Origin of the sequence: Lactiplantibacillus sp. C232 (assembly GCF_023806725.1) — a bacterium.
Taxonomy (GTDB): domain Bacteria; phylum Bacillota; class Bacilli; order Lactobacillales; family Lactobacillaceae; genus Lactiplantibacillus; species Lactiplantibacillus plantarum.
Map to the genome: position 1 here is coordinate 55,254 of NZ_JAMSKZ010000013.1, position 13,641 is coordinate 68,894.

A 13,641-nucleotide genomic window follows, 5' to 3' on the forward strand; every position below is an offset into this window, starting at 1 on the left:
GTGCCATGCAGATTTATTTCATTCGTCACGGTCGAACACAATATAACTTAGAACACCGATTTCAAGGTGGACGAGCAGATTCCCCGCTGGTTGCTAGCGGAATCGATGGGGCAAAGGCCGCTGGTGATTACTTAAGCACCACCCAATTTTCAGCAGTATATAGCAGTCCGCAGCAACGAGCGCTGGATACGGCGAAATACATTGTGGCTGCCAATCAGTGGCAACCGCCGATTCAAATCGACGATGGCTTGCGTGAGTTTGATTTTGGTGATTGGGACGGCAAACAGGAAGCGGAAGTACAGCCGCAGTCCTACGCCCAAGTTATTTTTACTAAACCCGCCGAATACCGACCGGAACTAGCTGGCGGTGGCGAAAGTTATGCGGATTTTGTCACCCGAACGACTTCGACGCTACATCGTTTGATTGATCAAGTTGGGGTAGCTAGCACGCAACCACTATTAATCGTATCGCACGGTCTGGTGACGACGATGACTGTCAAGGCGTTAATGGGTGTCCCCGTAGCAGAATTACGAGCACCTTTTGTGGTCGATGGGCAAGTTATGAAGACAGTGGGCCACGGTATCGTGGATAATGATAGCCTGACAGTGTTATCGACGACGGATAATCAGCATTTTGAACTGACGACTTGGAATGAAACCGGGTACTTGAAGTAAATGGCTGAGCCAAGTACAACGCCTTACTTTAGCTGTTAACTTGACTCTGATCGATAAAATTTTAAGTAGTTAGTAAAGGGACGCTTCTGGCATGGTTTGTCAGGAGCGTCCCTTCGAAATTAACGGTTGATTCAAGTTATTTGTCTGTGTTCCGGTTCAAAACTGTTGTTAATATGATTTATAGTGAGCGCTCGCACGTGATAGTGCTTTACCACAGCCCACTAAAAATACTAGCTGCCGCCACGCCCCAATAATATTCGGAGGTGCGGGCGGTTTGGGTGTAGAGTGTGTTAATTGCTTGGAGTGGTTGGTGCATGTGATCACGCATGACGCGCATTGCCATGCCGTTAACTTTAGTGGCAATTAATAAATAGTTACCGTTCTTGTCAAGTTCCATAGCATAGCGAAGTAAGTCAGCACGAACTTGTGCGTCTTGTTTAACTTCAGGATCATTATAGGCAACGTCGATTTGTTGCATCAAACGCTTGGCTTTATCATTTTTGTTCACGTTAATCCCCCCATGCCAAGAGTATAGCACAAGTCTCAGACTTAAATGTTAGCTTAACGCGAAACCGCCCGCATTTCGGATAGTAAAATGCGGGGCGGTTTTTATCAGTCCGCTTGTTTTTTACATGTGATTTCTGCAACGTGATACTGGTGATTTTTGATATGCCCTGGTCGCTAAATTAACGCGGCCGCCATCACTTGGGCCACATCTTGGCTTTGCCAATACTGATCAACTAATGGTGCGAAAGCGTGGTTCAAGCCCTGATACTGAATAAACGTGGTTGCAGTATCGGCAGCGGCCAGGCGTTGTGCATAAGCCCAAGCTTGTGGTCGGAAGGGATCAAACTCGCCGACCATAATCGTGGTTGGTGGTGTCATTGTGAAGTCTTCCTGGTGTAGCGGTGAGATGAGTGGAGAATGTGAATCAAAGTTCTCCGGAACATAATAATCCGTCATGATGCTGTCAAGTTGCCGAAAGAGGCCGTGATAGTTGGTGAGAATGGCACGCTGTGAGTCAATAATCGGAAAGGCGGCCAAATCCCAGAGTGGACCGGCGTGGTCAGCATTTGGGGCGGTAACTGGGTACAACAGCAGTTGTTGATTGATACGATTGCTACCGAGTTGTTGATTCAGATTTGTTGCAGCCATGATGACGTTAGCGCCAGCCGAATCGCCAGCAACGGTAATCATTGTTTCAGCGTCACGTTGTTCCAAATATTGGAAAATCGCGAGCCCGTCTAAAATACCAGCGGGTGCTGGTGCTTCTGGCGCTAAGCTGTAATCGACATTAAGAATCTCGCAGTGACTTTTAGCTGCGACCAGCTTTAAAAGGACCGTATTATTGCCGGGAACACCGCCGTAAAAGGCACCACCGTGGAAGTAGACCAGTACTGTGTGATTAATGACATTTTGTGGTGTCAGCCATTCAACGCTGACCGTGCGATTCAGAGCCGTAATATTTCGACTTTGAACTGTAACAGCATCACCAACAGGGTCCGCGATGGCGGGGGTTAAACTACCACTGCGGAGCGCCGCTAGATCATTTTCAAGGATGGCTGGTTGTTTGAAGGCCGTTAGTGTTTGAAGGACGTGCGGGTCAAATTGTTCACCGGCGATGTCGTTGTTAAATGGTTTAACGATTTTGACGACGCCGTTGACGGTTGTTTGAATCGAATTAATTGTTGGCATCATATTCAACATCCTCCTTAGGTTCAACTTTAGCCGCTGCGTCGGCCTTGTTGGCTTGTAATTCTTTTTCGTCTAACCGATAGAATTGCATCATGGAAATCATCGCGGCTAATAAAATAATCGGCATCCAAATAAAAGCGAGATTAATAAATGTAATGGTTCGTCCGGACTGTACAGCTGCCTTGGCATTGAATTGTCCCCATGCGAGAAATTGACCGGCTAGAAAACCGCCAATTCCCATTCCTAATTTGGCGCCAATCATTGGTACGGCAGATAAGAATCCGGTTTCATTTAGGCCCAGTACTTTCGTTGAGTAGTCAACGGTATCTGATAGCATCGCGAAGACAATCGTGAACGTGATCCCCATCGCAATCAAGAAAATGACGGAGCCAGCAATTAGTAGGCCCACACTACGCATCTTTTCAGCGATTGGCAGCAGTAGTTGGCCGATAACGCCCAGTACGAGTGAAAACTGCAAAACGTTACGGTTCTTAAAGCGTTGTGATAGGAATGGTACGGACAGGTTCCCGATGACGGAAACAAAGCCAATCCCCAGGAAAATTGGCGCTAATTCAGGCCGACCGTAGACGTATTTGATAAAGAAGATCGCTGAATTTCCCCGTAGCATCCAGAAGGTTTGTAGCAGAATGAATGAGCAGGCTAATAATAGCCATGGTTTGTTGCTAGCCGCACCCTTCAAGCTTTGCCAGATTGAGAGTGATTCGGCTGACTCAGTGGTACCGTCTGGATTTTGTGCACCGTTAGTTTCCTTGAGATTGAGAAAAGCAAAGATGAAGAGTCCCATGATAACGAGGCCTAAGATAATAGCCCAGAGGGTGAAACCTTTCGACTGATTGCCTTTGCCGAGTAATTTAACCATTGGCAAAGTGATGGCAGCCACTGCACTGGTCCCGATGGTTGTCATGACCATCCGAGCACTCGCTAACTTGGTCCGCTCAACGCTATCATCAGTCAAGCTTGGTAAAATCGAAGTAATGGGCGTGTTGGCACCAGAATAAATCAGGCTAAAGAAAGTGTAAGTGATTGAAATGTAGACGAGTCGCATTGTGGTATTGCCGCCAAATGATGGAATCATGAATAGCGACATGGCCAGCAACCCTAACGGAATGCCAAACCACACAAAGTAGGGGCGCGATTGTCCATACTTCGTGTGTGTATGATCAATCAAATAACCATAAATCAATGCATCAAACGCATCAATGAAGCGCACGACGAAGAACAGCATTCCTGCAAAAGCAGCTGAGATGCCCGCGACCGTTGTGTAATAGAACAGTAAGTAAGTGCTGACCATTTGCCAAATAATATTACCGGCCATGTCAGTGGAACCGTATGCAATTCGGCGTTTCCAAGTTTGAAAAATTGACATTATAAATCCCCCCAAACGAATTAAACTTAAACTAACAATGATAATTAACCCCTTTTATCAACATAATTATATTTCCAAATTAGGTGAATTATCAAAGATAGGCGATAGTTTGGCTGGTTAATAATCGAAAGGTGGGTGCATCTTTTGTACAAACACGACTGATGCCTGTTTTGTAGCGCTGGTTGGGAGAAAGCCAAACAAGCAAAAAACACCCCCAGCAACGGCCAATCAAATTAGCTGTTGCTGGGGGTGTTAATGGTTAAAGACGCGTGTCGCGGATGTCACCAATTGTTAACAGAAATAGAATTGAAAATAGCCTTGTCGGTCAGTTCTGTTTTGACCATTAATCAATGGTTGGTTTCAGAGCTAGTGCTTTAGCGGCTTCTTCACTGTCATCAAAGTGATGCTTAGTCCGGCCGATGATTTGATAATCTTCGTGGCCTTTACCAGCGATTAAAACAACGTCGCCGGGTTGTGCTGCTTCAATGGCCTTGGCGATGGCAACGTGGCGGTCTTCGTAGACGGGCACGTCGGCGTTTGGCACGCCGGCAACCATGTCATTTAGAATCATGGTTGGGTCTTCCGTCCGAGGATTGTCAGAAGTAAAGATTGGCTTAGTACTGTGTTCGACAGCAATTTTAGCCATCTTTGGCCGTTTCGTCTTGTCGCGATCACCACCACAGCCGACGACGCAATAAATATCCTTAGTCGCGAAATCTTGAATCGTTTCTAGGGCATTCAATAAGCCGTCCGGAGTGTGTGAGTAGTCAACGATGACACTGACACCCGTGTGGGAAGGAACGGATTGGAAGCGGCCCTTAACGCCGGTAACCTTCTCCAGTGACTTAATGATTTGGTCTTCGGGGATGCCACTAGCGTAAGCTGCGGCGAAGGCCGCCAGCATGTTGTACACGTTGAACTGGCCAATCAGTTGCATCGTCACGTGGGTTACGTGGCCGAAGACGGAGAGGTCAAATTCAGTCCCGTGGCTCTTGATTTCAACATTTTGTGCGTTGATCATGGCATCTGGTTTGAGTCCAAATGTTAGTACGTGCGCTGCCGTGTACTGTTCAAATTCACGGCCAACGGGATCATCGGTGTTCAGAACAGCGACCTTATTAGTTCCGTCGGCGCTGTACTTATTGCCCAGTTGTGCAAAGAGCATGGCCTTGGCTTCCGTGTACTTAGCCATTGTTTTGTGGAAATCCAAATGGTCTTGCGTCAAGTTCGTGAAAACGGCGATGTCGTAATCAATCCCCCAGACCCGTCCGAGTACGAGGGCAATTGAAGAAACTTCCATGGCGACAGTTTCAACACCGGCATCCCGCATGGCCGCTAGAGTCCGTTGCGTTGTGATGGCGTCGGGGGTGGTGTTGGCAGTTGGCAGTTTTTCATCCTTGATTTTGCGATACATGGTCCCAATCAGGCCGGTGGCTTGCTGCTGATCACGATAGATTTGTTCGATCAGGTGGGTGACAGTGGTCTTACCATTGGTACCCGTCACCCCAATCATCCGCATCTTTTGACTAGGCGCACCGTAGAAAACGTCGGCAAGAATTGCCATAGCGCGTTCGGTGTTTTCAACGTAGATGACCGGTACGTTGACGTCTAAAGGTTTTGACGCCACGATGATCTTGGCCCCTTTTCCGATGGCCTGATCAACGAGGTCGTGACCGTCGACGTGATAACCAACGACGGCAATAAACATGGCGCCGGGCTGAACTTCGCGGGTATCCTGCGTCAGCATGGTGACATCAAAGTCCGTGGTCAAGGCGGGCTGAACCTGCTTGAATTTTAAACTATTAATTAATTGACTTGCTTGCATAATATTAGCGTCCTTTTCAATAAAGTTACTGTTTCTAGAATACATGCAAACCGGATAATTGTCACCCCAAATGAGAATTGAAATTATGCTTGTAATCGCTCGGTACATGGTGTGCTGCTGGTTGAACGTGCCATCTCCAGGCCAATCTAGGTCAACAAAAAAGCCCGGCAATTAAGCCGGACTTGCAGGGATGGTTATTCGATTCCTAAGAACTCATCATGTAAGGCGTTCATGGCCGCTTTTAAATCGGCTTCCTTAACGAGCACCCAGATGGTCGTATAACTATCGGTCGATTGTAAAATATCGATATGTTGTGCAGCTAATGCCGAGACGATCCGAGCAGTGACGCCGGGTGTCCCAGTGATACCAGCACCGACAACGGAAACTTTAGCACAGTTCGCAATTGACTGACAATGGACGTGCGCGTCAGTCAGTAGCTGCTTGGCAACGTCCGCGTCACCATCAACCAGGTTGAAGACAACTTGGTGTGGTGTAATGTTAATAAAGTCAACACTCAAACCGTGCTGTGCCATCAATTGGAAAATGGCACTTGAACTTAACGTATCGGTAGGAACAGTAAATTGCGTCAAATCAGTTTGGTGTGCAATCCCTGTCACGGTACGATAATGTTCGATTTGGGTCGTGGTCCGGTCAGTGACTAAAGTCCCTAATTCGTCGGGTTCCTGATAAGTTGACCGAATCCGCATCGGCACGTGAGCTTGTTCTGCAATTTCAACAGCACGCGGATGAATGACCTTAGCACCTTCATGGGCCATGTTAGCGAGTTCTTCGTAGCTGATGGCCTTAATGAAGCGGGCGTGGGTGACGAGTCGTGGATCGGCAGTCATCATGCCGTTGACATCAGTAAAAATATCAACACGTTTTGCTTTTAAAGCGGCACCGAGGATGGCTGCTGATGTATCGGAACCACCACGGCCAATCGTAGTAATGTGGCCGCTCTCAGTAGCACCTTGAAAACCAGTTACGACTACCACGTCGGCGTCAATAAAGGCGTCCGTGATTGGTTTCGGATCAACGCGGAGAATCTTCGCATTTTGAAAATCGTCGTTAGTCACGATGCCAGCATCATGACCAGTCATGGCCGTGACGTTTAGGCCTTGCTTACGCGCTAACTCGGTAAAGACAGCGGTCGAGATGGTTTCCCCAACTGAGACCAACATGTCGAGTTCTCGATTGGTTAAGCGGGAGTGCTCGGCCCCAACTAATCCGAGTAATGAGTCGGTGGCGTAAGGGGCACCTTTCCGGCCAATTGCTGAGACAACGACAATGACTTTATCGCCCTGATCGACGGCGTATTGAACGTGCTTTAAAGCTTGAATACGGGCGGCTTCGTCCTTGACTGACGTGCCGCCGAACTTTTGAACAATAATTTCCATTGATCTAAAACTCCTCGACTTTTTCCGCAACGGCGTTAGCTTCGGGGCTATCCATCAAGTGGTCAGATTCGACATAGAGTCGGTGCCACATCATGAAGGTGAGGACCGTCCAGAGTTTCCGAGAATTATCCCGAACGCCGGCCTTGTGGTCATCTAAGAGTTTCAAGAAGTAGTCCTTATTGAAGTATTGGTCAGTTTGCGAATCGTTAATGATCTGCTTAGCCCAGTCGTACATTTCATCTTTGAGCCAGAACCGAATTGGTACTGGGAAACCAAGCTTTTTACGGTGAAGGACGTGCGCTGGCACGATGTCTTCGACCGCTTTACGAAGAATGTACTTTGTTGTGCCGTGACTAATTCGAAGATCAGCTGGAATTTCGGCTGCTAAGTTATACACTTCACGGTCAACAAACGGGGTCCGCAGTTCCAAACTGTGCGCCATCGTTGTCCGGTCGGCGTTATGCAACAAGTCACCGTTTAACCACGTGTGCATATCGATGAATTGCATCCGACTGATTGGATCATAGTCGACGGATTCATCATAGAGCGGTTGCGTGATGGACTGGAACGGATGGTTCTGATTGTAATTCTTGAAGAAGGCTTGTTTTTCTTGTTCACCAAAGATAAAGGCGTTCCCAACATAGCGATTTTCTAATGGGGTGGTCCCTCGTAGTAAGAATGACCGACCACGCATTCCCTCTGGCATCATGAGTGCGATACGCTTCAAGGCACCATTAATCGGTTTCGTGTAGCGGAACGGTTTCAATGATTCTGGTTCATGATAGATGGTGTAGCCACCGAAGAGTTCGTCAGCGCCTTCACCAGTCAAACAAACCTTAACGTGTTTGACCGCTTCTTTGGCTAAGAAATACTGCGGCACAGCGGCCGGGTCAGCCAACGGATCATCCATGCTCCACACAAAGTGCGGGAAGGCCTTCATGAAGGCTTCAGGCGTAATCGTCATGCTGTAATTCTTAACACCAAGCTTTTCAGCGGTCTCTTGAGCAACGTCAAGTTCACTATACCCTTCACGTTCGAAACCAACGGAGATCGTTTCAAGGTTTGGGTTGAAGTTTTTTGCAATCGCGACGATGATTGATGAGTCGATCCCGCCTGAAAGGAAAGAACCAACTGGTACATCGGAACGCATGTGAATCTTAACGGAGTCAATTAAGGCATCTTTGATTTTTTTGGCATACTCGTCTTCAGAACGTTGGACCGGATGGAATTCACGGTGATAATACCGATCGATCCGTGGCGCAGACCCCAACTTTTTCGTCAAGGAGCAACCAGGGGCGAGCATTTTGATTTCTTTTGTGAGTGTTTCTGGTTCAGGAACAAATTGGAACGTCATGTAATCTTGTAAGGCATTTTTATCGAAGGTTTTATCCTTTAAAATCTTGTAAATGGCCTTGCTTTCAGAAGCATAATAGAAGTCATCACCACTGATAGCGTAATAGAACGGCTTGATCCCGAACTGATCGCGCGCGGCAAATAACGTTTTTTCTTGTTTATCCCAGATGACGAAAGCAAACATTCCCCGTAAGTACTTCGTTGCGTCAGCGTGGTACTTGGCGTACATCGCAAGAATTACTTCAGAATCGGAGCTTGTTTTGAATTCGTAGCCTTCTTGTTTGAGTTGTTCACGTAATTCAACGTAGTTATAAATTTCCCCGTTAAATGTCATCCAGTAACGTTCATTATCATAAGATAGTGGTTGGTGACCACCGGCTAAGTCAATGATACTTAAGCGCCGAAAACCCATGGTAATGTTGTCATCAGCAAAATAACCGTCATCATCGGGTCCCCGATGGACAATCATTTTAGTCATTTCGTGGATGGTCTGATCGTAAGCTGCGTTATCCGCTTTAGTCCGATCAGTTAAGCAACCAGCAAAACCGCACATGTCTGTTCATCTCTCAATCTTTAAAGTTTAGACAGTTCTTATCTACTATATGTGTACAGATGGTTCGTTGTTAATTTACCCGTTTCATTCACGGATGTAAAGCACTCTGAACAATTATAACGGTTTCTTACCAATGTCTGTCATAATTATGCTTGACAATCCGCGACGTACACTTTGACTATTATACTTGCTTTAATTCATAAGATAAAGCGGAGCGCGCAGATGGAACGCTTTCATTGATAAAAATTTCATATTGCGCGAAACGTCCAATCAGTTAGATGCCGGTTCCTTGGCGGAGCGGATTTCTACTGACTATTTGGTTAGTTCGAATTGACCGTTATTGACATGACACATTTAGGTGCTGATTGCTGGCCTTATGGCTGAAAAAGTCACAGAAAAATCCCGCAAACTCATGCACAAATTTGCGGGACGTTTAAGTGGAAATATTAAATTAGATGTGCCCTTGCGCTCTAAGCCCAGCCAACTAGGCGCAATACGGCCATGGCAACGATGCCTGTTATAACGACGGCTAGTAAACTTTTGGTGAGCACTCCTGCAAGAATGGCAGGAATTGAGGCATAAATATTTGGGAGATTAAATTCTGGCCAGTGTCCCGCATGGTAGGTGAGCAGACTTTCAACAAAAATAGCGGTCATAATGGCAATTGGCACAAATGATAAAAAGCTGATTAGCCATTGGGGGACTGACAGATTTTTAATGATGGCAAACGGGACAATGCGTGATAGCCAAGTCACGAGGCCGCAGAGTAAGATGGTCACAAAAATGTAAGTACTCATTTATGGTCCACCACCATTCCAAAACCGCAACCGAGTAGCGTCGCAAAGATCAAAGCCAAGTTGCCCGGAACCCAACGCATGAGAAAATACATGGCGAGGGCCACAAATAGTACGACCCACAACTGGGTCGGCAATGATTTACTGCGATCCGTGATGATCTGCAAGTAAAGTAAACCAATGAACATACCAACAACGGCGAAATCCAAGCCGAACTGGTTAGGGTCAGTAATCAAGTTACCTAAAAGGCACCCCACCACTGTCGCGGCTGCCCAAACCAAGTAAGCCACAATGTTAGCAGCGTGTAACCAACTCGTTTTTAATTGTTGATTGGTCTGATTGAGCTTGTTCATGCTGAGCGCGAAGGTCTCATCAGTTAGTAACGATCCCAGTCCGATATTTTGCAATAACGACTCTTTTTTGAAATATTGAGCGACTGACATGCTCATTAAAATCATGCGTGAATTAATCAAAAAAGTGGATAAGACGATTGCCGAAATCGGACTACCTGCTAGGAGCATACTGACGATAATAAATTGTGCGGAACCAGCATAGACGATTAGTGACATGAGTAGAACGGCCCAAACTGATAGGTGACTCGTGTTGGCGACAATGCCCATTGCTAGGCCAACGCCAATGTATCCAAAGACGGTGGGAATGACATCTTTGATGCCCGCGCGAAAGGTTAAACTAGAATCCATAAATGTACGACCTCCGATTCAATAAGTATGCGTTAACCAACACTAAATGGGATTATCTGACAATTAGTGTGGTTCATGAAACAGGATAACTATGTAGGTTAAGTTTGAGTGCGTGTTATGATGAAAAAGCACGCTTGATATCCGCCAATAGTAAGGTGACGAATGAGGCAAAGGCGGGTTAAGAATTAGTTTACTACTTTCGGTGAAAATAATGAAGAAAATTATCATTGACTTTTAATCGTGACGTTACGAAATTGTTGCTTGCATTTCAAAAGCTGGGGGCGTAACATAATCACATTGATTTTTTGAAAGGACAAATGGTGAGAGAAAATGACTCTGGAACAATTAGCAGCCCATAGCGGGGTCGCTGCTGATAAAATCGTCGCCTATACCAATGCCGGGTTATTACCTTGCAAGGATGTCAACGCGCATTTTAGCGCCGATGATGAATATTGGCTAGATATGGTCAATTGCTTCTTAGAAAATGGCTCATCCGTCGAGGATTTGAAAGATTTAATGCCACTTTGTGAACAGTGTGCAGCTCAATAAATAAGTAAGTTAAGACAATCGCACCGATTCTACTAGAATTGGTGCGATTGTTTTTTTATTACTCATCGTTATTAAACAATCATGATTAAAACGTGCCGATTCTTAAGTTCAAAAGCAGCCAGCTTAGACCCGCTGGGAAAAGTTCAAGTTAGCGTAAATATGCTTAGATTGGTTCGTCCTACATCGACCTCCAGGCATTTCTGCCAATTGCCGGAACGTGGTGGGCACAGATTTGAGCCGAAAAACCACGTCTCAAATACTGGCCTTTCACCACTGGGCATTGTCAAAAACGCCTTCCAGTCGGGATAGTATTCGAATGGCAGACGGTGAGGTACCCAACTTTTGATGAATTGGTCGTTGCTTTTCATAAACGGTAATTTTGTCAATCAACTGTCAGACTAAAAATAATATTGAGATGGCTCACTAATCCTGAATCGGTGTAGTAGGATTTAATCTCTTGACAGAGTGCTTAATGCACCTAGCGCTTTGTTTAAACTTCCAGCATCAAAATAGTCAGCGACTAATTGTACCAAATTAGGTGGTCGTTCATCAGCCATTCGAGCGGTTTCCCGACCGGAGGGGCTGGGTGACAATGCTCAGTAGCCAAATTATTCTTAGTCGGAAGTGGGTTGCTTCCGGCTTAGAATAAGACTCGTATTTGAGATGACGCGGGTTATGCGTTAGCTCAAATCGACGTCGGCTTACGTTCCAGCAATTGTCACCCAGCCCCGGAGGTCGACATAGGACGTGCACCGGCTGACGAACAGGAATCCACCTAATCGGCACGGTTTAATCATAATTAGTCCTGATTGGTGTTTTGGAGCGGACACTATTTTTTAAATGTTCAATCGGAATATAAATTAATTTATATGGGCTAGCAGGATTGAGGGACTAACGGTATACTTATTGAAGCATAAATACCAACCAAAAAGGATAGTGAAGCAGGGATGAAATCGGGGAAGCACCGGGTATCATTATTGATACTGTTATGTTTGATGGTGGTCGGTTTAGCTGGCTGCCATAACAAGGCGTATTCGCAGTCAATCGAGAAGGGGTTAAATGCGGTTGCTGAGAATAAATACCAAAAAGCGCTGACGTATTTTGATAACGCGCTAGCGCAGAAGCCCAAGGATGAAAAGGCACAGGCGTACCGGGATCAAACGCAGGCCTACTTGACGACCACATCGGAGTTGAAGGCCGGAAAAGTTAAAACGGCGCTGACGACGGTTGATAAGGGTGTCAAGATTACGAACGGGGCAACAAGTTTGACGAATAAGCTGAAACAGTTGAAAGTCACCGTAACCAGTGATTATCAGGAATATCAGCAATTGTCAGATGATGTTAAAGCACAGTTAAAGGTGAAGAACGGCAACTATTCAGCGGACGTGCTCAAACGTTGCGCAGCCATCAACTGGGATAAAAAGCCATATTTGAAACCGTTGAAGGCTAAGGTAAAACAGTTATTGACTGCGGCAAAAAAGGCCAAGACGAATATGAAAGTTAGTGCGGCTGAAGCGAAACGAGCAGCGGCGTTACGTCGGAAGATTGCTGCCGCTAAAAACAAGTGGAACATGGCCGCATTAGACGATGTGCCCGATTGGTTCATTTTGGCACTTTTTGCCGACGATAGTGATGTGGATGATGCTGCTGAAGAATTAGATGACGAATATGCCGATCAGGCCGACGATAATGACGATTATTCGGATCGGGATGAGCAAACGACTGATTCGAATGATGACACGAACGACACCGACGCGGATTCGGCTGATGACGATTGGAGTGATCAAGATACGGATTCGAATGACGATACCGACGATGATTCCGATACTAATAGCGATGCTGACAGCGATTCGGATTACTCAGAAGATGATGACGATGAAGATTCGAATCGTGATGACGCCGATGACAGCGAAACCCAATCCGATGACGATTACGATGATGATACTGATAGTGAGTCTGATGACGACGATTATGATACTGATGATCAATATGACGATGATGATGACTACGATGACGCCGAGAGCCTACTCAACCCGGCACCTGTTCAACCGTCAGTGGCCGACCGGCTGTTTGCGTCGGCTAGTTGTTAGTCGTTCAGCGGTAAAATCACCAAAGATCGTCTGACAGTTTTAATAATGCAGTTATGGGCGATATAAAAACAAGCGTCCGCGTTGATTAGATCAACGCGGACGCTTGTTTTCTTACGTGGAGTTTGTTGCCGAACATGTCTGAGTACCAGTTGCTCACGGGCAAGCCTTTATCTTAGCGTTGATTAAGGCTGATGTTTAAAGCGAGCGTAAATCGAGCTCATTGTTGAAAATCCGATGACTATTAAGACCATGATTTGTAATACGCCAGTGGGTTGCTGAATTTGCCTGACGATAATGTAAGTCAGAATAGCCAAGTTGATCAGCCAACCAAATCGTCTTATTTGCTTAATTATAAAATTTTTAGGGTCTGTTTTACTAAGCATATAAAGTAAAAGGGCGATGATGATCCAAAACAATCCTGATGTTGAGTGATAGTACACGTAATCATTCCTTTAGACGTCTGACTTTCTAATGACATCGTAACAATCAACTTGGTACGTGATAATCGTATCATTTGCTCGAAAGCATCAAAATCATGTTTTAGTAAAGATAGTGTACATTTTCAGAAAAGAAACGTGAATTTTTTGTAAACCACCGGCATAATTAACCGGCGCATCGATTTT

11 protein-coding genes are annotated in these 13,641 nt (G+C 45.9%); 3 read left to right on the forward strand and 8 right to left on the reverse strand.

Features of this window, described 5'->3' with window-relative positions:
• The first annotated feature begins 5 nt into the window (after nt 1-5).
• Entirely contained in the window at nt 6-674 is a 669-nt protein-coding gene (locus tag MZO41_RS12245; RefSeq protein WP_003644074.1) for a histidine phosphatase family protein, read from the forward strand.
• Nucleotides 675-882: 208 nt separating this feature from the next.
• On the opposite strand, the gene MZO41_RS12250 is transcribed toward MZO41_RS12245, so the two are convergent.
• The 8 genes from MZO41_RS12250 to MZO41_RS12285 all read right to left on the reverse strand — a co-directional run bounded on the left by MZO41_RS12250 (nt 883) and on the right by MZO41_RS12285 (nt 10,379).
• Entirely contained in the window at nt 883-1,212 is a 330-nt protein-coding gene (locus tag MZO41_RS12250; RefSeq protein WP_003641210.1) for a bacteriocin immunity protein, read from the reverse strand.
• A gap of 143 nt (nt 1,213-1,355) precedes the next feature.
• On the reverse strand, nt 1,356-2,372 hold the full coding sequence (locus tag MZO41_RS12255; RefSeq protein WP_021356405.1) for an alpha/beta hydrolase: 1,017 nt from the start codon (nt 2,370-2,372) through the stop codon (nt 1,356-1,358).
• Nucleotides 2,356-3,756 carry an MFS transporter gene (locus MZO41_RS12260; protein WP_033098986.1) on the reverse strand — a complete coding sequence of 467 codons (1,401 nt, stop codon included), beginning with the start codon at nt 3,754-3,756 and terminating at the stop codon, nt 2,356-2,358. The genes MZO41_RS12255 and MZO41_RS12260 overlap by 17 nt, the downstream gene beginning before the upstream one ends.
• A gap of 343 nt (nt 3,757-4,099) precedes the next feature.
• A complete protein-coding gene (locus MZO41_RS12265; protein ID WP_015825270.1) occupies nt 4,100-5,581 on the reverse strand; it encodes a UDP-N-acetylmuramoyl-L-alanyl-D-glutamate--2,6-diaminopimelate ligase in 1,482 nt (493 codons plus the stop codon).
• Between the two features lie 194 nt (nt 5,582-5,775).
• Nucleotides 5,776-6,978, reverse strand: coding sequence for an aspartate kinase (gene dapG, locus MZO41_RS12270; RefSeq protein WP_003641214.1), 1,203 nt, complete (start codon nt 6,976-6,978; stop codon nt 5,776-5,778).
• A 4-nt stretch (nt 6,979-6,982) separates the two neighbouring features.
• On the reverse strand, nt 6,983-8,884 hold the full coding sequence (gene asnB, locus MZO41_RS12275) for an asparagine synthase (glutamine-hydrolyzing) (protein WP_003645730.1): 1,902 nt from the start codon (nt 8,882-8,884) through the stop codon (nt 6,983-6,985).
• Nucleotides 8,885-9,354: 470 nt separating this feature from the next.
• On the reverse strand, nt 9,355-9,681 hold the full coding sequence (locus tag MZO41_RS12280) for an AzlD domain-containing protein (protein ID WP_003641216.1): 327 nt from the start codon (nt 9,679-9,681) through the stop codon (nt 9,355-9,357).
• Nucleotides 9,678-10,379, reverse strand: a complete 702-nt coding sequence (locus tag MZO41_RS12285) for an AzlC family ABC transporter permease (protein ID WP_003641217.1) — start codon at nt 10,377-10,379, stop codon at nt 9,678-9,680. The genes MZO41_RS12280 and MZO41_RS12285 overlap by 4 nt, the downstream gene beginning before the upstream one ends.
• A gap of 330 nt (nt 10,380-10,709) precedes the next feature.
• Here MZO41_RS12285 and MZO41_RS12290 point away from each other — a divergent pair, with 330 nt between their 5' ends.
• The gene (locus tag MZO41_RS12290; RefSeq protein WP_003641218.1) at nt 10,710-10,928 is read left to right on the forward strand and encodes a helix-turn-helix domain-containing protein; all 219 of its coding nucleotides are present in this window, start codon (nt 10,710-10,712) and stop codon (nt 10,926-10,928) included.
• A 947-nt stretch (nt 10,929-11,875) separates the two neighbouring features.
• The gene (locus tag MZO41_RS12295; RefSeq protein ID WP_003645489.1) at nt 11,876-13,018 is read left to right on the forward strand and encodes a hypothetical protein; all 1,143 of its coding nucleotides are present in this window, start codon (nt 11,876-11,878) and stop codon (nt 13,016-13,018) included.
• Nucleotides 13,019-13,641: the final 623 nt, after the last annotated feature.

What these genes read in the sequence shown, in the direction of transcription:
- MZO41_RS12245 (WP_003644074.1), top strand. Translation starts at nt 6, where the DNA reads ATGCAGATTTATTTCATTCGTCACGGTCGAACACAATATAACTTAGAA.
- MZO41_RS12255 (WP_021356405.1), bottom strand. Translation starts at nt 2,372, where the DNA reads ATGATGCCAACAATTAATTCGATTCAAACAACCGTCAACGGCGTCGTC.
- MZO41_RS12260 (WP_033098986.1), bottom strand. Translation starts at nt 3,756, where the DNA reads ATGTCAATTTTTCAAACTTGGAAACGCCGAATTGCATACGGTTCCACT.
- MZO41_RS12265 (WP_015825270.1), bottom strand. Translation starts at nt 5,581, where the DNA reads ATGCAAGCAAGTCAATTAATTAATAGTTTAAAATTCAAGCAGGTTCAG.
- dapG (WP_003641214.1), bottom strand. Translation starts at nt 6,978, where the DNA reads ATGGAAATTATTGTTCAAAAGTTCGGCGGCACGTCAGTCAAGGACGAA.
- asnB (WP_003645730.1), bottom strand. Translation starts at nt 8,884, where the DNA reads ATGTGCGGTTTTGCTGGTTGCTTAACTGATCGGACTAAAGCGGATAAC.
- MZO41_RS12280 (WP_003641216.1), bottom strand. Translation starts at nt 9,681, where the DNA reads ATGAGTACTTACATTTTTGTGACCATCTTACTCTGCGGCCTCGTGACT.
- MZO41_RS12285 (WP_003641217.1), bottom strand. Translation starts at nt 10,379, where the DNA reads ATGGATTCTAGTTTAACCTTTCGCGCGGGCATCAAAGATGTCATTCCC.
- MZO41_RS12290 (WP_003641218.1), top strand. Translation starts at nt 10,710, where the DNA reads ATGACTCTGGAACAATTAGCAGCCCATAGCGGGGTCGCTGCTGATAAA.
- MZO41_RS12295 (WP_003645489.1), top strand. Translation starts at nt 11,876, where the DNA reads ATGAAATCGGGGAAGCACCGGGTATCATTATTGATACTGTTATGTTTG.